Annotated in this window: 23 protein-coding genes; 3 read left to right on the top strand and 20 right to left on the bottom strand. The window is 45.5% G+C overall.

Annotated features, from left to right (window positions below; genetic code table 11):
* Positions 1-19: 19 nt before the first annotated feature.
* Positions 20-508, bottom strand: a complete 489-nt coding sequence (locus G9G53_RS02090) for a HEAT repeat domain-containing protein (protein ID WP_165145007.1) — start codon at positions 506-508, stop codon at positions 20-22.
* Positions 509-717: 209 nt separating this feature from the next.
* Here G9G53_RS02090 and G9G53_RS02085 point away from each other — a divergent pair, with 209 nt between their 5' ends.
* On the top strand, positions 718-1,476 hold the full coding sequence (locus G9G53_RS02085; RefSeq protein WP_165145004.1) for a DUF2087 domain-containing protein: 759 nt from the start codon (positions 718-720) through the stop codon (positions 1,474-1,476).
* A gap of 155 nt (positions 1,477-1,631) precedes the next feature.
* Complete coding sequence (locus G9G53_RS02080; RefSeq protein WP_165145001.1) at positions 1,632-1,973, top strand: GIY-YIG nuclease family protein; 342 nt, start codon at positions 1,632-1,634, stop codon at positions 1,971-1,973.
* 7 nt (positions 1,974-1,980) lie between these two features.
* On the opposite strand, the gene G9G53_RS02075 is transcribed toward G9G53_RS02080, so the two are convergent.
* The 11 genes from G9G53_RS02075 to G9G53_RS02025 form a co-directional block, all read right to left on the bottom strand.
* Entirely contained in the window at positions 1,981-2,541 is a 561-nt protein-coding gene (locus G9G53_RS02075; RefSeq protein WP_165144998.1) for a GNAT family N-acetyltransferase, read from the bottom strand.
* A gap of 30 nt (positions 2,542-2,571) precedes the next feature.
* Complete coding sequence (locus G9G53_RS02070) at positions 2,572-3,129, bottom strand: hypothetical protein (protein WP_029516448.1); 558 nt, start codon at positions 3,127-3,129, stop codon at positions 2,572-2,574.
* Between the two features lie 306 nt (positions 3,130-3,435).
* Entirely contained in the window at positions 3,436-4,380 is a 945-nt protein-coding gene (locus tag G9G53_RS02065) for a class I SAM-dependent methyltransferase (RefSeq protein WP_029516447.1), read from the bottom strand.
* Between the two features lie 115 nt (positions 4,381-4,495).
* On the bottom strand, positions 4,496-5,707 hold the full coding sequence (locus G9G53_RS02060) for a rhamnogalacturonan acetylesterase (RefSeq protein WP_165145401.1): 1,212 nt from the start codon (positions 5,705-5,707) through the stop codon (positions 4,496-4,498).
* A 60-nt stretch (positions 5,708-5,767) separates the two neighbouring features.
* Complete coding sequence (locus tag G9G53_RS02055) at positions 5,768-6,250, bottom strand: ribosomal maturation YjgA family protein (protein ID WP_029516445.1); 483 nt, start codon at positions 6,248-6,250, stop codon at positions 5,768-5,770.
* Positions 6,251-6,472: 222 nt separating this feature from the next.
* A complete protein-coding gene (locus G9G53_RS02050) occupies positions 6,473-7,060 on the bottom strand; it encodes a GNAT family N-acetyltransferase (protein ID WP_165144995.1) in 588 nt (195 codons plus the stop codon).
* Entirely contained in the window at positions 7,057-7,770 is a 714-nt protein-coding gene (locus G9G53_RS02045; RefSeq protein ID WP_029516443.1) for an HAD family hydrolase, read from the bottom strand. Before G9G53_RS02045 ends, G9G53_RS02050 begins: the two co-directional genes overlap by 4 nt.
* Before the next feature lie 250 nt (positions 7,771-8,020).
* Positions 8,021-8,578: a hypothetical protein gene (locus G9G53_RS02040; RefSeq protein ID WP_039269707.1), complete on the bottom strand. Its 558-nt coding sequence runs from the start codon at positions 8,576-8,578 to the stop codon at positions 8,021-8,023.
* Between the two features lie 25 nt (positions 8,579-8,603).
* Positions 8,604-8,999, bottom strand: coding sequence for a hypothetical protein (locus G9G53_RS02035; protein ID WP_029516441.1), 396 nt, complete (start codon positions 8,997-8,999; stop codon positions 8,604-8,606).
* A 145-nt stretch (positions 9,000-9,144) separates the two neighbouring features.
* Entirely contained in the window at positions 9,145-10,230 is a 1,086-nt protein-coding gene (locus G9G53_RS02030; protein WP_165144992.1) for a saccharopine dehydrogenase family protein, read from the bottom strand.
* Complete coding sequence (locus tag G9G53_RS02025; RefSeq protein ID WP_165144989.1) at positions 10,217-10,984, bottom strand: class I SAM-dependent methyltransferase; 768 nt, start codon at positions 10,982-10,984, stop codon at positions 10,217-10,219. Before G9G53_RS02025 ends, G9G53_RS02030 begins: the two co-directional genes overlap by 14 nt.
* Positions 10,985-11,156: 172 nt before the next feature.
* On the opposite strand from G9G53_RS02025, the gene G9G53_RS02020 reads away from it, so the two are divergent.
* A complete protein-coding gene (locus G9G53_RS02020) occupies positions 11,157-12,155 on the top strand; it encodes a LuxR C-terminal-related transcriptional regulator (RefSeq protein ID WP_238437685.1) in 999 nt (332 codons plus the stop codon).
* 76 nt (positions 12,156-12,231) lie between these two features.
* Here G9G53_RS02020 and G9G53_RS02015 read toward each other — a convergent pair whose 3' ends face one another.
* The 8 genes from G9G53_RS02015 to G9G53_RS01980 all read right to left on the bottom strand — a co-directional run bounded on the left by G9G53_RS02015 (position 12,232) and on the right by G9G53_RS01980 (position 18,797).
* Positions 12,232-12,411, bottom strand: a complete 180-nt coding sequence (locus G9G53_RS02015) for a hypothetical protein (protein WP_013309345.1) — start codon at positions 12,409-12,411, stop codon at positions 12,232-12,234.
* Positions 12,412-12,488: 77 nt separating this feature from the next.
* Positions 12,489-13,490 (bottom strand): sugar kinase, encoded by a 1,002-nt coding sequence (locus tag G9G53_RS02010; RefSeq protein WP_029516439.1) that lies wholly within the window; start codon positions 13,488-13,490, stop codon positions 12,489-12,491.
* On the bottom strand, positions 13,487-14,548 hold the full coding sequence (locus tag G9G53_RS02005; protein ID WP_165144983.1) for an SPFH domain-containing protein: 1,062 nt from the start codon (positions 14,546-14,548) through the stop codon (positions 13,487-13,489). The genes G9G53_RS02010 and G9G53_RS02005 overlap by 4 nt, the downstream gene beginning before the upstream one ends.
* Positions 14,549-14,715: 167 nt before the next feature.
* Positions 14,716-15,381, bottom strand: coding sequence for an HD domain-containing protein (locus G9G53_RS02000; protein ID WP_165144980.1), 666 nt, complete (start codon positions 15,379-15,381; stop codon positions 14,716-14,718).
* Positions 15,382-15,527: 146 nt separating this feature from the next.
* Positions 15,528-16,562: an NAD(P)/FAD-dependent oxidoreductase gene (locus tag G9G53_RS01995; protein ID WP_103047635.1), complete on the bottom strand. Its 1,035-nt coding sequence runs from the start codon at positions 16,560-16,562 to the stop codon at positions 15,528-15,530.
* Between the two features lie 189 nt (positions 16,563-16,751).
* A complete protein-coding gene (locus G9G53_RS01990; RefSeq protein ID WP_165144977.1) occupies positions 16,752-17,201 on the bottom strand; it encodes a hypothetical protein in 450 nt (149 codons plus the stop codon).
* Positions 17,202-17,229: 28 nt separating this feature from the next.
* Positions 17,230-17,751: a GNAT family N-acetyltransferase gene (locus G9G53_RS01985; RefSeq protein WP_165144974.1), complete on the bottom strand. Its 522-nt coding sequence runs from the start codon at positions 17,749-17,751 to the stop codon at positions 17,230-17,232.
* Between the two features lie 47 nt (positions 17,752-17,798).
* Entirely contained in the window at positions 17,799-18,797 is a 999-nt protein-coding gene (locus tag G9G53_RS01980) for a phosphotransferase family protein (protein WP_165144971.1), read from the bottom strand.
* Between the last annotated feature and the right edge of the window lie 2 nt (positions 18,798-18,799).

The following is an 18,799-nucleotide window of genomic DNA, read 5'->3' as shown; positions in this document are numbered from 1 at the left end:
AACCTCTCTAATAAAAGAATCATGTAAAAAGCTCTAAAGATTCCAGCAAAAAGTCACGCTTATATTTGTTTTTATGATCGGTCAGCTTTCTTCTTATCATTTGTCTACATATATCCTTTTGAGCCTCAGAGATTTTATCTTGCACGGTACTTATCAGTTGGTAGGATTGTCTACTCGCTTCAAAGGTATCATCCAGTAAATCTACCAACATCACAACATAAGTAGATACGTCAAAAAATTCTAAAGCATATAACAGCGTTCCTCTATTCCCCTTGGTCTTTGGATTTTTTAACAAGTCGATAAGAGGTAACACCGCTTCACTGTCTCCTAGATCAGCTAGCGTAATGGCGATTACATTTCTTAGCAATACACTATCCGTCGTTACTAAATATCTCAATAATATTGGAGTGAATGTATGATCCAGCTTTTCACCCACATCCTCTATAATCTTTACCGCTTCCTTTAAATCTCCACTTTCTATGACTTCTTCTAATCGTATTTTGTTCATAGTTTACCAGCCCACCTTATTACAATATATAGCAACTATCCAGACTTAAATGTAATTCAATAATTTACATATGATAACAATCTGATGTCTCTTTTGTATATAGCGAACATTGTCGAAACCCTAAAGAGATATCCACTCATTGATTTAAAATAAACAAAATGTTATATTGTCTATAATATAATCATCATTTAATTGAGGTGTTTGCTAAAATGGATCATTCCGAACTATTCTGGAATGCTGGTATCGAAGAACTGAAGCGTGGATATATTCGCCAAGGAGAGCAGGTAATTTGCCTATTGGACGGACAGCGATTTGAGCAAGGCATCATATATCAGGATCAAGGGGTATTTTATGACGCGGAGAGGTACATGCGACTTCATATTGAGCGGACGTACGGTTCGGTCTTTGACTATTTGATCGGCCTGGACAAAAAGCTGACTGGACTGACAGATCATCAGAATCGGTTGCTTCAGTTATTTTATCAAGGCATGGGTGATGCGGATATTCAAAAGGAAACCGGAATCGGTAGCGCATCCACCATACGTAATCATCGCTTTGGTCTCAAAGAAAAAGAACGGCAGGCCAAGGTATTTCTCACATTAATGGAGCTGCTAAAGGAGAAGGACCGTCACGCTCCCGCCATTGTAGAAGTACCCATAGGAGCACGGATGGTGGACGAACGCTACAACATTACAGAAGACGAAAAGCAAAAGGTACTCACGAAGTATTTTCCGAATGGTACAGACGGGCGCCTTAAGACCTTTAAAATGCAAGAAAAGCACAAGCTGATTGTGCTGCGTGAAATTGCGGGCCGTTTTATGAAGGGACAAATATATCATGAGAAGGATATCAATGCGATTTTACAGGAAGTGTATGACGATTATGTCACGGTGCGAAGATATATGATTGAATACAGTCTGTTGGATCGCAAACCGGATGGCAGTGAATATTGGTTGAAGGAATCTTGAAGCTAGGCGCTTATGAAATCAGCATTTTGCATAATTCGATTCCCAACGCTCGTAGGTACAATATATAGACGAACTAAAGCGTTTCGATCTATACATTGCTGATTTGAAAATGCTCTTGGGATTTATGCAAAATGCTCAAATAGGAGGATTCGACAATGAATCGAAGAAAAGAACTGGTGCAGCAATACATGGAGATGAAGACAGAGGCAGGAATCTATTGCATTCGCAACACACGTAATGAGAAAATTTTCGTCTCTTCTACGCCGAATTTAAAGTCGCTGAATGGACGGCGTTTTGAGCTAAATATGGGTGGATTTAAGAATAAACAACTACAACAGGAATGGAATGAGTACGGCGAAGATTCGTTTGAATTTGAAGTGCTGGACGTTTTGAAGAAAAAGGAATCCGCGTTCTTTGATGTCAAAGATGCACTAGCAAAGCTGGAGCAGACCTGGCTTGATCGACTCCAGCCTTACGGGGACAAAGGGTATTTGTAAACTAAACTTACCGATTCACGGGATGCTCTTCCCGAAGGTATCCAAAAATAACAGCGTCGACAAATTGACCCTTTTCATAAAAATAGTCTCTCAGGTGACCCTCTTTAGTAAAGCCACTTTTGAGTAGCAGCCGTTTGGAGCCTTCGTTATCTGGATCAATGAAGGCTTCTATACGGTGAACCTTCGGCAATTGAAAGCCATAATCCACTACCACCGTCATCGCCTCTGTCATCAGACCTTGCCGCCAATATTCCGGTGCCAGCTCATAGCCGATTTCAATACGGGAGTGCTCCTTCTGCCAGTTATGAAATCCAATTGTACCCACGATCCGCTCAGGAGCTTCTTTTAACGTAATCCCCCAACGAAAGCCCTCTTGCTTCTCATATCTGGTTAGCATCGAACGAATAAATTTTTCGGCTTGCTCTACCTCTGTAAAGCTTTCCAAGTCGTAATATTGTGTGACCTCATCCTTGGAGAAATAACCGAACACATCCTCCGCATCCCCTACTGTAAGCTGTCTTAAACGAAGCCGATCGGTTTCTAAAACCGGAAACGTTTCCATTGCCATGATCTATCTCCTCCTTCACATCGAAGAACCCTATCTTATCAGCCACCAGCCAATCCCAACTATCACTCCATTGATGAAGAATAATGCAATACATGCTCTCCACTTGCTGATTCCACTTGTTTGAAAAAAACCTGTTACTTTACTACGACACATGAACAATGTAAACAACAAATTCCAAATAATACGCATACCATATTTTACGTAGTATAAAGCAGGGTTTAACTGTACACCGCCCAACGTTGGAGGGACATCTGGAATAAACAGAATTGCACACGTATAACGCATGGTCTCATATGTAAAATAAAATACTGCCAGCCACCAAGCCCACTTCTTACCAAATAACATGCCGATACCGGCAGTCGTCCCTGCCAAACCAAGTAACGCGATAAATCCTTGAAACATGCCCCTACAAATGCCTACTAACGTAGCAGCCTCATTTAATGCATTAAGCGTCAATAGCTGGGTCACCAACAGAAGTGCTCCATTAAAGATCAATAAAATGGCTGAAATGCTTACACCTAAAGGTCGTTCGAAAACCACGTTGGTTACATAATCTTCTACTTCTTTTTTCGTATACAGATCTGACACTTCTTCTACTCTCCTAACCCAATTATATACATCCATTTTCGGGCGGGTTTAATAACAGTATGTTCTCGCCTCATTCCCATATATCGGCTTTTAGGAAAATATGGTTTAATCTTCCCTAAAATTCAGTTATCCGTAGGCTAATCATTATTATTCAGTGCAGCCATGCTGCTAATGATCATCCTCTATGGTGTCAAATTAGCGTCATGAGAATTTCTATCATCAACTGAATCCCAAATAGAGTAATATCTATCCTTATAATACCATTCCAAGAAGGAATCTGACAAATGAATGGACTACTACTAGCGCTTATGAATGTATACGCGTTATTTTCGTGGCCCTGTAACCTTCAGATGACTGGATATATTCTACTTGATAACCCATTCGGGCATCCAAAAGCCCTTCCATAAATGGAAGGCACGGACTGTAAATAAAACTCCCTCCGGGCCGAATGGCTCTAAGCAATTCCATATATTTGCGAGCGTACTCATGAATATTACCATCTGCCTTCAGATGATGATGTATAAAATGATTGGAGAATGCCATATGTGAAACGATCGTTCCCCATGTGCGTTCCCCAAAGGTGGTCTCTAACCAATCTCCTTGAGTGACCCAACCTTCTGTTTCAGCCAACCGATCTGTTCCGTAAGCCTCAATTCCACAGGCACGTAAATAAGTAACCAACCGTGCCTCAGATCCGCAACCAACATCTAGAACAGGCTCTTGCAAACGAGCAATGTCCAATCCTAGCAGATTGGCTTGCAACTCCGGCGTATATTCCTCACAAGGTATCCAAAAGGTATACTCACACTCTGCATACTTAGCAAACATTTCACGTCCGTTGGTACGAGTTAAAAAATCTCTCAAATGCCCGTAATGCTGCTGAAGCAGTAAGTCCAAGGTTGCTCTATCTATAAATTTCTTCTGGAACAGTTTCTCAATACGGGTGAAAAGTCGATCATACAGCTCCGTAAGCTCCCTCACATGAGCTGTGTGAAAATGTAGATATTGATTGGTATTTACAAACTGGGACAGTATTTTAGCCGCTACATCCGTCACAAAAGCGTTATACATATGCTGGCGCTTCAAGCCTTGAAGCATGAGCATCAGTTCTGAGCTTCTCTGCGTCAGCCAGTACGTCATTTCCGTTGAAGGTCCTAACAGAACAGAACCCTCGCGCATATAAAATAAACTCCGATGCTGATTGTACAGGAGTTGACCGTTAATAAGTTTATGAAGTTGAGCGACTGTCATTCTCGCTTCCTCCTTAAGATCCAGAACATTAAAGCCCTACCCAAGCCTAAACAATGTTATCTTTGGGTAGGGCCAGCTTATTTTCTAAGTATACCATGGCTATGGAAATAATGTTCTATTGCGAATCTTCCACCTGTACATAAGAGGATAAAGGAATATTCAGCTCACGTATTCCCTGAGCTACCAGCCGAGCTATTTGCTCCGCACCATATTCCTGAAAATGAGTATCATCCTTCACTCCATCAGGAAATGCAGGATACACCCCTGGCTCCACATGCAAAAATAACGGGAGTGTTCCTTCCAGTCCAAGTGTATCATAGTACGCTACGCTCAAGCGGCTAAGATCGACCAGTGCAACATTTGTCTCCGATGCTGTTTCCTTCATGGCCTGCACATATTCCGGGAAACTAATCCGAAACGAGGCACTTGCCGCATCATAATCCCGGCGGCCAACAGGAGTAATTAGCACAGGTGTTGCACCGCGTTGGATGGCTCCTTGAATGTAGGTTTTTAAGTAAACTTTGTAATCCGCGGGTGAAACATAACGCTCTTGGTTGTTGATCGCGGCATCATTATGCCCAAACTGAATGAGCAGATAATCTCCTGGACGGATATTGCGTAAAATATCATCTAACCGCCCTTGTACCAGAAAGGTTTTCGTACTTCGTCCACCAATAGAACGGTTCACAAAAATAGGCTCATCTGTGAAGAACGGAGCAATCATTTGCCCCCAGCCCGCCTGAGGCTTCATCGCGGATTTATAGGTTTGAACCGTAGAATCTCCCGCAAGGTATACCGAAGGATGTTCTCCAGCCGTTCGAGCATCCTTTGGGGTAATAACCAAAGCGTTAATCTTCGCTTCATTACCTGAGAAATACAATTCGAGCTGACCGTCGATGAGTGCAAGTTCAAATCCAGCCTCGACAAATTGTCCAGCTGTTTTGGCAGTAGGTTCTACCTTGACGATGGACTCGGCTTTAACCGTAATGTCTGTGTTTCCGGCAGTATCTCCGGCAATCAGGGAAAGCGTGTAATCCGCAGGTGGTAAATTGACAACAAAGGATGATCCTTGAACACGAACAAAATCTGAGCGTATAGCATCACTTCCACCACGATCTTCTTCATTCACTTTGGAAAGATCGGTAAATCCATAGCCTCGCTCAGGCGTGTAAACATCATTGGCAGTGACTTGGGTGTAGCCGTCAGCAACCTTGCCGGGGCCAAAATCAAAACGAAGAGGTGCCACAAGCTGTTTTTCGGCTAATGCCTGCCCTGGGATAAGTATGGTTGCAAACAACAAGCAGAACCCTGCGCATAATCCAATCATCTTACCGAACAACCTGTGACGCTTTCCCTTTTGTTTCAAGCGCAACCCTCGCTTTTCAGATTATTTGAGTGGTTTGTCATCGTCTATACGTGTATTGATCCCCGCCAGCTTTTGACAGCCTTGGTCCAGCGCCCAGGATACCACAATGCCAACCGTGTACCTGATCAGATCCGCGGTCAGGAATCCTTTCCCAAGCACCAAGCCGCCCAGAGTCGTTGCCCGAATGTGGTTAATCCAGGGAGCCTGGTACATCTGGCTGAACTCAATGGCGAAGCAAAACAGCAAGCTGCCCCACAGGGCTACGGACAATTGACGATTCACCCCCAACATTCTCAGCCCAAAATAAATCATGCACGCCCACAAGGCATCCCCAAAGTGATTAGCAACGAATTCAGGCAACTGGGAGGAGAAAACTCGGCTTCCCAAACCCAACAAGATCGTGACCAGCACAGCAACAAGGTACGCAGCACGGGCCTTCCAGCGGAATTTCGCCTTTATTTCCCGATTGGCCTTCCTGCTGACGCTCTTACGAACGCTCCTCATGCTAAATCACCTGTCCTAATGCTGGGACATCTTCGCCAAGCTGCTGGAAATTCGTAAAGCATCCTCTTTTGGTTAGCGCTTGCAAGATTGCTGAACCTTTTGCTGATGACATATTGTATGCACACCAACTTGTCTGTATTTTTCATAAAATAATTAATCATAATGAGCCTCCGTAATATCGTACAAACCATCAGCAACTTCCAAACTGTTCATGTGAGGATACTAAAATTCAATACCACGCACCTTGGCAAAAACCATTTCGTGTGCCATGCTTCCCTCTTCATCATACTCGACGTTTCTTAAAATCCCCTCCAGTGTAAAACCTGCACGTTCCGCTACCTTGGCGCTGCGTGTGTTTCTGGAATCACAACGAATCTCCACCCGATTGGCATTCAAATGCTGTATGGCAAAATTCGTAATACCGTGCACGGCCTCTGTGATAATGCCTTTTCCGGTCCATGATGTTCTGAGCCAATACCCAATTTCAAATCTTCGTGCATCCCAATCAATACGATGCAGACCGCTGCTGGCTACAAGTTCTCCCGAAACCGTATCAAATATATACAACATCATATCAGACCGATCCAGAAATTTAAGTCTGGCTTGGCGCGAACGGATTTCAGATTCCTCTGCCGTAGGAAGATTTCTTGCAAACGGAAGCCAAGGCCGCAGTTCATTCGCACTCTCTCGCATCGCCTCATTGACTGCCGCCCCATCCCCCCACTGCGGGGCGCGTATGGTCAATCGTTCCGTTTGGAATTGATCAGGGAACGATAAGAGAATCGGATTCGGTTGCTGCTCCATACTCATGATGCACCCTCCTCCTTATTCGTTGAATAACTGCGACGATCCAGCCAACCTGTGATTTCACGCAAACTCCCAATCTGATAGTCCGGTACAATGCCCGTTTCCTGCCACGTCATAAAGCCTTCCAGCCAGATGGTATGCAATCCTGCACTTTGTGCACCACGAATATCATTTGTCGGGTGATCGCCTACATAACAGGCATGGTCGGGATCGACAATGTCCAGCTCATTCAGAGCCAACTCGAAAATTCGAGGATGAGGCTTCTGGATGTTGACGCCACCCGATACGATAATAGAATCCACATAATCCCTCAGCATAACTCGGTCGATTTTCGCTTGCTGCGTGCGGAGTGAGCCGTTGGTAATAATACCGAGCTTCAAGCCACGCGACCGCAGTTCGGACAATACTTCCTTGGCCCCGTCCATCAACACCGTAAACTTATGAAATTCACTATACCAAAAGCCCAGCATCTCTTGTACTGACGTATCGGGATTTTTCAGTTCCAAGTCTGTATGCAGCTCGGTATATAGTTCCCTCTTATCCCGGTATCCGTCCCGATCCGCCAATCGTATCTGTTCAACGACAGCCGCGCGGATCGCCGGTTCTTCTGCCACTATAAATCGTTCTATAAAGCGCTCTGTATATGCGGCAAACGCCTGTTTACGATGAATAAGAGTATTATCCAGATCAAAAATGATTGCTTCTATGGACATAAATAGCTCCCTTCCTTCATCCTCTTACACCGATTAGGCTGAAACAAACTGAATAATTCCTATTAGAAGTAAAAGAAAAAAAATAGACAAGAAAATAATGATCATGTACTTCAAGATTCTCTTGGAGGTCGACTTTTGTTCTAGTTTGGTCTCGATCTGGGTCAACCTTTCTTTGATTTCTTCCAAATCCTGCTCCACCTTCACATCATGCTCCCCTTCCTTCGTTTCGACTTATTCATCTTCCTGACACTCACTCACACAAGTTGCTCCAAAAACGCACTTTTTTTACGGCATTAAAATCAATTTGTTCATAAGGCTTCTCCCCAAATTCCAGCTTGAAATACTCCTGCAAACATTCCCCATACACGATAATATCCGTTTGATATACGGAAAATACCGGATTTCCTTCTTCAGATGGCTGCTCTGGGATATATCGATGTCCATTGATTGGGATTAGCTTGGGCACACGTAAAAACTCACGTTTACATATATCAACAGCTTCCGCCGAATCTGTCGGTTTTTCGCCCCATTCGGGAGGCCAGAATACATGCTGCTCTACATCAAAAATCATACCTTCCAGCGGCCAATTCAACCTTTGCCGGATTACACCCATCCGCTGTGGTGACGTATCTCTCCAAGGGATAAAGCTTTTACCGATGGGAAGAACACTCATCAGAAGCTCCCTCAAATCGGGCGGGAAGTGAATATCATACCTGCCTTCGACGTCGGTAATCTCCTGCGTGGATAAGCCTGGAGCTAGGGTCACATCGTGTTTACGTAATAAATCTATGATATAAGCGATATCCATCTCTTATCGACTCCTCAGCAACTACCTAGTTGACCGGATTGGTCAAGAGGCCTACCAGGCTTGTAACTTCAACTTCACCAACACGGCGCGGACCTTCCATGAAATATCCCCTTGTTCCTACCTGTATCCGATGTCGGTGTACCTTTTTCCTCATTTCTCCAAACAAAATCCACATTCTCGCTTGCCCTTCCCGCTGAACAGGACGACCAACATCCATAATCAGTTGACCATCTCCATCTTCAAACTCAGGATGTATGGCATAAATTCCCGTATTCCCGATGTCGTCACCCTCATAGGCAAAATCACAGCGATAACCCTGAATAGGCAGCTGTTTCCTGCCTCCTTCTTCCGGTGTGTAAAATCGATATTTTATTATAAAATCGTGCGGATGCTGTCTGCTATTTTCATAGGGGTTCCACATTTCATATCATCCCCTTAGGTCTTTTCCAAAAATATGTACTTCATTCTAGTGTAATCTAACAGGAAAAGAAATCCAAGACCTATCCGCAATGCGTTGCTGAATAAGCTTGGATTATATGAGATTCATTTATTAGAATGTATGACTTCTATGCTTGCTGTCCGTTCACCTGAATATCTGCGGCTACTTGCTGCCCTAACCAAGCCCGCATGCGATTCCATGAAAAAACCTGCTCCGTATGAAATACACCGAATGGAAGTTCTGAACGGTACAGGGCGAGCGCTGCAAAGACGGCTGCCTTAGCGGTTAAATCAGACTGATGGTGACCCCTTAGCTGACATTCGACCTTCGTCTCCTTGCCATTGAGAGTTCCTCGAGCATCTACCTTGACCGCTACAGCATTCCCACCTATATGTACCTTGCTAAAGCTGCGAACCACTGCATCACGCACGGTTTGCTGTCGGAGTAGACCTGAAACTCCTATCGTCCGAAGCCCTGCTAGAAGCCGAGTGGTCAAGCGCGAATCGAAGCAAAGGCGTGTGCTAACCGTAGGAACTTTGAGCGTACGAGGAAGTGTCTGCTGATCTGAAAAAGGAAATCGATACGCCCGATGACGACCCACTCCTGCACCAAAATCTGCCACTATTCCGCCAGTAAAGCTTTTTCGAGTCACAAAACGTCCCTGTTCTATAACCTCCAAATCGGCATGAATCTGATCTACTGTCCACTCAATAGCAGCCTGACCGTGTCGATCTCCCAAACCCAGCATCAAAGATATATTCAACTCATCCGTCTGATCCATGAGCTGTGTCGCTTGCAGTGCCAACAGATTGGTCAGTCCCGGAGCTAATCCTACACTTAACAGGGCTGTGGCCTGATGAGCTCGGGCCTCCTGATGACACTGCTCCACCTGACTCAAAAAGTCCGCATTCGCGGTAATATCCATGTAATGCACCCCATGTCGAAGGCAGGCACGTACCAAGGCCGTATTGTCCTGATCCAAACACATGATTACCAATTTGGCTTGCTCTAATATCGACGGGTCCATCGGCTCATGAATATTAAGCTGCAAGGGCCGTATCTTACCATTCGATTGTTGGCTAAATTCAGTGGCCCGTTCCAGACTACGACCTGCGGCAAATACCTTGCCGGGAAACATTTCACTTAACTCCGTGCATACCATTTTTCCAACATGGCCATACCCGCCAATGATGATGATGTTATCCTTTGTCATAAGCCGTTTCTCCCTCTTTAACCGCAAACCATGCGTTTACTAAAAAAGCGCCATAATACCGGGTGATGTGGGTAAAACCCGCATCTATCAACAGTTCCTGTATTGCCGCATTGGATACCGGGTTTGACTCACGACCGATGGAAGCAGAGAATCGTTCCCAATCCTCCAGCGAAATGCCTTGACTTAGCATATGACCTTTCCACGCCTGCATTTGGATGGAAAAAGAAGGCTCCTGCGGATTCCCGTTAATAGAAGCTAGACAAAAAGGCGCACCTGGCTTGAGTCGAGCGGATATCTGACGTAGCAATGCCTGTTTACTTTCCAAGTTCTGAAGAAAATGAAGCACCAGCAGGCAGGTTGCAGCGTCATAGAACGGTCCTCTGGATGACTCTTCCAACGTACCTGCAACAAACGATATTGTTGAACTGATGCCCGCATGTGTCACACGCTTACGTGCCAAATCCAGCATGTGCTCAGAGGGATCTACTGCCGTAAAGGACCATGCTTCATGGCGCTCTCCGAGCGTAATCAATTCCTGGCCGCCTCCAGCTCCGACAATTAGCACATTTGGATCTATATTTCGAATATGAGCTTGTGCCTCAAGCTGTGCGGTTATCAAACCGTCTGTCATCTCGTACAAATGAGCATATCCAGGTATTTTTAAAGCAATCGTATCCGCGTACTTATGCACATTCGGATGATTCCAGCTCATAGGTTGATTTGAGTCCGTATTTCCAATAGGGGTATGTTTCATATGTACTTTCCTCCAATCATTTAGCCTTGATCTTTCCGGGCCATTCGTTTATTGTAGATTTAATTAAGAATCATTCTCAATTATAAAGACAATACAAATATCCACCATCCCATAAATGTGGGATTTAATAATTACGCTTGAGAATCTCCAACTTTCTCGATAGGAGTAAATGATGAACGCACACTACAAGCACACCCTAATCGACCGCTTGCGTACTCAGGTTACTTTCGATGCGGCGTGCTGTACCTCGGTAGATCCGCGTACGCTGCTCTCCACAGGGGCATTTACAGAGTCGGGTGTGGAGGACATTCATAACAAACTGCTAGAATACGAATACCTGCACGACGATATGATGAAATATGATCAGTTGGTGCGAGAAGGACAATCTGTAGCGACGCTACATGGGTCTACACAAGGCCAACCGGATCGGAGCACACGATATAGAGATGTTTTGCAACCCGCCGGATTCGGGGACGAGCTACGTGTTCCGTTTATGTACAAAGGGAGCTGTTGGGGATTTCTTACGTTGTTCCGTCATCACGGAAAGCCTGTATTCAGCGTGGAAGAGCAACAACTGCTTGAAACGTTAGCGCCGTCCATAGCCTACCATCTGCGTCAGGCCAGTGTCGGTTTATCTTCAGCCCCTGTCATGACCACGGAAAATGAACTTGAGCCAGGAGTTCTAATGCTTTCCGATAAGCTAGAACCGATCTCGTCCAATACAGTAGCAGTACAGTGGCTAAAGCTGCTTCGGCAGCAGGAGGGAATCCATGAAGAGGGTCTTCCAGCTCCCGTCCGGGTCGTATGCTTGCGAGCGCTATCCACTGCCACTGCACCAGCACGACTATGTATCCCTTCCACAGACGCAGGAACCCCATGGGTAACCATCAGAGCCACCCTTCTGCAAGGCGGACAGAAGCAGCTAGCCGTATGGTTTGAGGCTGCTAAAGCAACTGACATGCTACCGCTTATGGCTGAGGTGTACTCATGGTCCGAACGAGAGAGACAAATTGTCCAACTCATTGTTCAGGGCTTTTCGACCAAGGAGCTGGCCAGCGCACTTCATATTACTGCCTACACGGTGCAGGATCACCTGAAAGCGATTTTCTTGAAAACAGATGTAAGCAGCCGTCGTGAGCTAGTATGGAAGGTATATTCCAGATTCAATTAACCTATGTAAAAAAGACAGATGACCCGATTAGGGATCATCTGTCTTTGCATCACTGCTCTATTGGAATGCCAGAGCCTTATTTCTTCGAAGAGGAGTTCGTATCATCGTATGACACTGGTGAGGGCTTCGCAATCCATTCATCAGCCTCAGGCTCGATATCCACGCCATTTTCCAGCTTCGTTTTCTCCATCAAGGAATCTCCGTCCTCGTCCTTCTTGTTGCGGATTTTCGCTTCGTCTTGAGTGTGGTCGCTCATGTTGATTCCTCCTTTTTTAATTTCATCTGATGGTTGTACCTTACTCATAATTACCCATTGCCGTCCTGTACAAACCTCTACACGACCAGATGCCCTTTTTTCTCCGCGGGTTCAATGATCGCCTCAATGCCAGCATTAAACTCCAGAAAGTCACTTTCTACTCCATCACTGAAAATAACTCCGTTTTCCGGCATCTGCGATGCAATCCGTAACGGTTTTTCGGCTGCTACCTGACCAAACACGAGATCCGCAGCAGTCGTTCGGCTGGGGAATGGTTCTCTCACCGTAAAATAAAGCGATGGCGAACTCCAGGTTGCACGATGATCATGACTCATTCCGTCTGCTGTCCCTTCCTGACTGAAGGCTGTACCGGGCATCAGCTGGCTTGGAGTCAGCGAGATTGGATGCCGTGTAGCACTGCCGACAATTCCGGCCGCTCCAGCCAGTACGCTGGTCAGCCAGCCTGTCGCTCCCAATCCGGTTGAAACGATAATGCCGCTGGAGGATTGCTGCTCTACTTGATCCTCCAGCCTTAGCTCATATCTCGCGGAAACATGAGTTTTGCGTCCAATGAACAAATCATTTACAGCATACAAGGATTGGCCATCATTTAATCGGGCCTTAGCCAGCGTAACTTCCTTAATTGGCCGTCTGTGCACGAATACATCCGGCACTACCCAGCGCAGGTCGGATACGGTAAACGGCAGCAATACCCCGTCCCAGCGCAATGGATCTGGATTCACGCCGATAAGCGGCTGCTCGGTCAAATATTTTAAGGTGTTGGCTACCAGCCCATCCTGACCCAGCACCACCACTGTATCCTGCTCACCAAAAATAAAGTTCGGCACATGCTCCCGCTCCACAATCTGAACACGACCCAAGGCCGTTAACTCCGACGTTGCCGTTGCCACCGCCCTGCGGTAATTTTCGTCCTCCAGCACATAATCACTGAAATCCGCACCCAGCCGTTCCATAAAGAAGCGAGCCTGCTGCACCGTATTGTATCGGACAATCAGTTCCTCCAGTCGCGTTTTACGCTTCACCAAAATGATCTTCTGCTCTGTCATTCGGCCGCTCATCGTGTTCTTCCTCCAGACCCTCTCGATCCTCCTGATCCGCTTGCTCCCGTATCTGACATGAGACCTTGCAGCAGATCCGGCGTAATATTCAGCTGACCGATTTTCCCTGCATTTTCTGCAAGCTCCTGGAATGCAATCGCAATTAGTTTATCCGGGCTCATATCCATGTTAGCCATAGCTTGAAGTACGTTCGGTTCAACATCCTGCAACGATTTCATGACGGCTGTCAGCTCATAGGCCTTGGCATCGGCTTCTGCCTTTTTATTCGTTACGGTCAGCTCAATCAGCTCGCGTTTTTTCTCCTCCAAGGCCGTGTCAAATCGTAGCTGCTCCTCTTTCATCTCACTTTGCTTTTGCTTTACGGAACGCTCGGCATCAAGTTGAGTTTCGCGGATTTGTTTCTTTTTCGTCTCCACTGCAATCTCAGTGTTCAGCTCGTTTTCCTTCACACGCCGCTCTTGCTCAATAGATGCATTACGACGCTCATATAAAGCATGATCCGCGTTGCGAAGAATCTCTTCCCTCGCTTGAGCCTCCAGCGCTCTCATCGTCTCCTTATTAGGTAGAATCGCCAAAATCGACAGCCCCATAACCTCAATGCCGAGCTTTTCCATTTCCGTATGCTGAGCAATATCCTTCGTCATGTTTTGGGCCAGACGTTCACTGGACTGAACAGCTTCTTTGAGCGGGACACGCTCCAAATATTTTTTGGTAAGCACCTTGGCAATGTTAATCACCCGTTGGGCCAGCTTGCTTGGATCATCGGAAATGTACCGTCGTTCCTTCAAGTCATACGTATAGTTTAAAATCTGCGTCGTTCTCCGATAATCCACAATTCGATAAGTCAGTTGCCCCTGTACCGTCACCGCCTGAAAATCATTTGTCATGTCCTCAAACATGAACGGCGCATCAATAGAAGAGACGGGCACGACAATAACCGAGGTGGTCGGGGCGTAGTAATAAAAGGATAATCCAACACCCTCCCGAACCACCTTCCCGTTTTTCACCTTCATCACATATTCACTGGGCTGAAATTTAACAAAATTAAATCCAAACATAGTCGCTTCCTCGCTTTCTTTATAGTTTATATTATTTTGTTATTATCATTTTGTTATTAACAATAAAATAACACATGTTTCCGATAATATCAATATGACATTTATATAAAAAAGGCCGCTTTCTCTCCGATATGCTCGGTTAGAGAAAACAGCCTTATTAAATCACTTTATTTATCATCCACATTCCATTCTCTATAAAATTGCTCCAAGTACATCTCCATCCATTGATGCCGAACCTCCGCCAGCTCTTGAGCATAAGAGGTATTCATAAGATCTTTGAGTTTTAGCAGCTTTTCGTAAAAATGGTATATGGCACTTTTACCTGCGGCACGATACTCATGCTGTGAAAAATCTTTATCCGGGTGATGCATCATACTGCCTTTTGAGCCTGCATACATAAAGGTTCTTGCAATCCCAATTGCTCCGAGAGCATCCAACCGATCTGCATCCTGCACAACTTGACCTTCCAGCGTCTCCATGGGCGGGTTTTGTCCACCATTGTAGGACATCGTAGCTATAATGGTCATCACGTGCGCGATTACCTCCAGATCATTTACATGCAGAAGCAGCCACTGCTCTACTTTATCCAGCCCGGCTTGTTTGGAATCATTTAATTTTTCATCCGCTACATCATGCAGCAGTGCTGCCAGTTCACAAATAAACGAATCTGCGCCCTCTTTGGCAGCAATTTTAAGAGACAGCTTTCTCACCCGGTCTATATGCCACCAATCGTGACCACTATGATCATGCTCCAACTGTTGCTGTACAAAGGGCTCTGCCTTTTGAGTAATATCTGCACAAATCGCTTCCTGTTGCTCCGTTCGTCTCTTCATATGTCACCTTTCAATCCAGTCCATACTTTCTATGGTAGGTTCGTTTGATTTTTTAATGCAAACCACATCAATCGTAGTCGCGGAAGTTCTTTTACATTTTCCCTACCCTATCTCTAATCCTATATAACTTAATTCCGTATCTTACTCTACTCCACGACACCAAGCTCGCGGTTCTTCTCCTTAAAGCGGCTGTTATGAGAAGAAACATATGCCGCTTTGTCAGCTGCCGGATCAATATACAGCTTCGCGCTGTTCAGCGCAAGGGCGGCATCTGTGAACGCACCGGCAATCAGATACAGCTTACTTCCGTACTCGACAAAATCGCCTGCCGCGAAAATCCCCGGCAGATTCGTTTCCAGCTTTTCGCTCACTCGGGCATGCCACTCCCCCATATCCAGTCCCCAATCCCGAAGCGGACCGAAATCGGATTTTAGTCCATGATTTACGATGACTGCATCGACATTCAGCACCTGTATTTCGTCCGTATCTACATGACTGATCGTTACCTGTTCAATCGTCTCTCCATTGTTGCTATGTAGCTGACTCACCGCGTATGGCGTGAGAACACGGACCGAAGATGATTTCATACGCGCTACATTTTTCTCATGTCCACCAAAGTGATCCCGACGATGTACGACGGTCACACTCGCCGCAATAGACTCCAGCTCATTCGCCCAATCCACTGCTGAGTCGCCCCCACCGGAAATCAGGACGTGCTTGCCCCGAAATGGCTCTAGCTCTTGTACAGTATAATGCAGGTTCGTAACCTCATAGCGGTCCGCCCCCTCAATCTCCAGCTTAGCCATTTTGAGAATACCATAGCCTACTGCCAGAACGATCGTGCGTGTCCAATGCTGTTCCCCTGTGGCAGAAGTTAGCAGGAACGTGCCATCCTCTTGCCGATCCAAACCAGTGATCTGCTGCCCCAGCACAATGGTAGGCTCGAACGTCCGCGCTTGCTGCTCCAGCTGATCAATCAGCTTTTCACATAAAACCGGGGTAACCCCTCCGACATCCCATATCATCTTCTCTGGGTATATGCGCATCCGTCCGCCCAACTCATGCTTGGCTTCGATCAGCTTGGTCTTCATATCTCTCATTCCACTGTAAAATGCGGTATACATACCGGCAGGACCACCGCCGATGATCGTTACATCATATAATTCCAAGGACACTGTCACTCTGCAACTCTCCCTATCATAGCGTAATATGTCTGCTTTTATTATAAGTGATAATAATTATCAATATCAATTAGGAAATAAAAACATGGCCCTTGGAGAGGTTTTCGTGACCTTAGAACTACATCTTATGGGTTAATATAGCTACTCATGCATGGAAGCATCCATATATTCATTTCCTCTTTCGTTCTATCAAGTGAATGTTTCAAAAAAGTTACTTCCATCGATCATCCAATACTGTTCAGATGAAGGTACCTCGTTCATAAAGTTTTGATATTCTCCTTTCCACCCCACTGGGACATAGTGTTCAAACGAAGCTGGCTCAGGAAATAGCGAATAGAGAACTTTCTCATCAAAGTTAACATACAGAGCAGGATAAAACTCCAGCACTTCATCCTGATGCTGAATAGCATCATCCAGCAACTGGAGCATTGAAGTTAGCTCCCCTGTAGCCACCTTATATTCACAGATGTGATCCAAAAATGCTCCTGCTGTGGTTTCATCCAAAATAGGGATACCAAACCGTTCCTCCATCTCGGTATTCAAAAACCAATATTCTCTTTCCGTCACATACCAATTCCAGTTTCCTTCAAAAATAACACCAACAATGATGTTTTGCGCATATTCAGGCCATAATTTCATGAGCTTCTCGCGTTCCCCTCTTTCTCACTCACAGTTCGATCCAAAACCGGTTTACACGGTTTCCGTCTTCCTCTATGTAATCCTTGTCCGGCATTCCGCCGTTTTGTATGATTGTTTTTTTGGAGGCAATATTATCGGAGTCGCATACGACCAGGACTCGGGAAATCCCCAGCTCTTTTGCTTTTTCCAGCGCCAAGGCCAGCATTGTAACAGCGTACCTGTTCCCTCGTGCAGAAGGACGGATACCGTAACCGATATGACCTCCGGCATTCATTAGGTGTTCGTTAAGGACATGCCTGATATTCACCGCTCCCTCAACCTGTTCATTCGCATTCACAAGCCAGTATGTGGAGCTTTTAACCCAGCCTTCAGACAGGTTCATTCCATTTTCCTGATTACTTAAAAACGTCAGCATACCTTCAAAATCGTACGGCTCTACAGAGATCACCCAAGGTACCATATGCTCCTGGCTCTGTTTCCATTCCTCATAAAATGAAAGATAAGCTTCCTTCCAGTCCTGATCCGGCTTTACCAATCTGACAGTCTGCATCCCACTCACTACCTCCTCTTTAAATACTCAATTTGTCTGCTATTGCTTTATACCTTAATATCCATGAATTTTTGCGCCCAATCTGCAAAAGAGAGCTTATCATCCCAAGTGATTTGCTTCATCGCTTTGGCACATCCCCAGTTTAGAACCTGCTGATGCAGCATATGCACCCGGAAACGCTCAGTAAATCCTTCTTTAGCTTCCATCCCTTGTGCGTAAGCAGTAAGAAAACCTTTTGCCAATTCTTCTTCGCCGTTCTCCAGATACATGATGGTTATTTTCGGAAGATCTGCAACCCCATCCCCAAAATAGGCTGTCGTAAAATCAAAAAGACCACTGACTCCCCAGCCCTTATTCCCATTCTGCACAAGGAAATTTTGCGGTTTAAAATCCCCCATCACGAAAGTGGCAGCTTCCAGCTGATCGAATGCTTGACGGGAGCCTTCCAATATTTCCTCTACCCATTCCATATCCTGTACAGAAATGTTCGAGTATTTTTTGGCATCCTCTAGCCAATAGCGAATTCGTCCATACAACCATACTCGATAAGAGACTTCAAAAGGACGAATGCCTAGAGTTGTTGTATCCAGCTCTCCACTGTTCTTAACCTTCCATCTATGAAGCACTAACAAAACAGTAGCAAGCATTTCAGCCATTTGCTGTTTATCCAGCGAGGTCAGCTTTGCTTGCAACTCAGGTGTATGTATATGCTGACCGTATAGACGGGGCATAACTGCATAGCTCCAGCCAAAAATGTCCTCTGTATGATCCACAAGATACGGTGTTGGCACGGGAATTGGAGTCCGCGCTTGTATTTGCTCCACCATAAATTTTTCTTCTACCCATTGCCCTGGAAAAAGCGGGTTCCCCTTCAGCACAAACTGCCCAGCCGTTGAGGAAACATAGAGAGTTTGCCCTAGGACACCTTCTGCCGTTTTTTCGTAAGACAGCAAACGTCCCAAATCAAAACGATTCAGCATCCTTTGCACTTGATCAATTGTTACCTCGCCCAGCCGATTAGATGAGAAATATATGGTCGTCGTCATCT

The sequence above is a fragment of the Paenibacillus sp. EKM206P genome, from assembly GCF_011066155.1.
GTDB classification, from domain to species: domain Bacteria; phylum Bacillota; class Bacilli; order Paenibacillales; family Paenibacillaceae; genus Paenibacillus; species Paenibacillus polymyxa_D.
The sequence above is the reverse complement of the archived record's forward strand: the minus strand, read 5'-3'. Positions and strand labels throughout refer to the sequence as shown.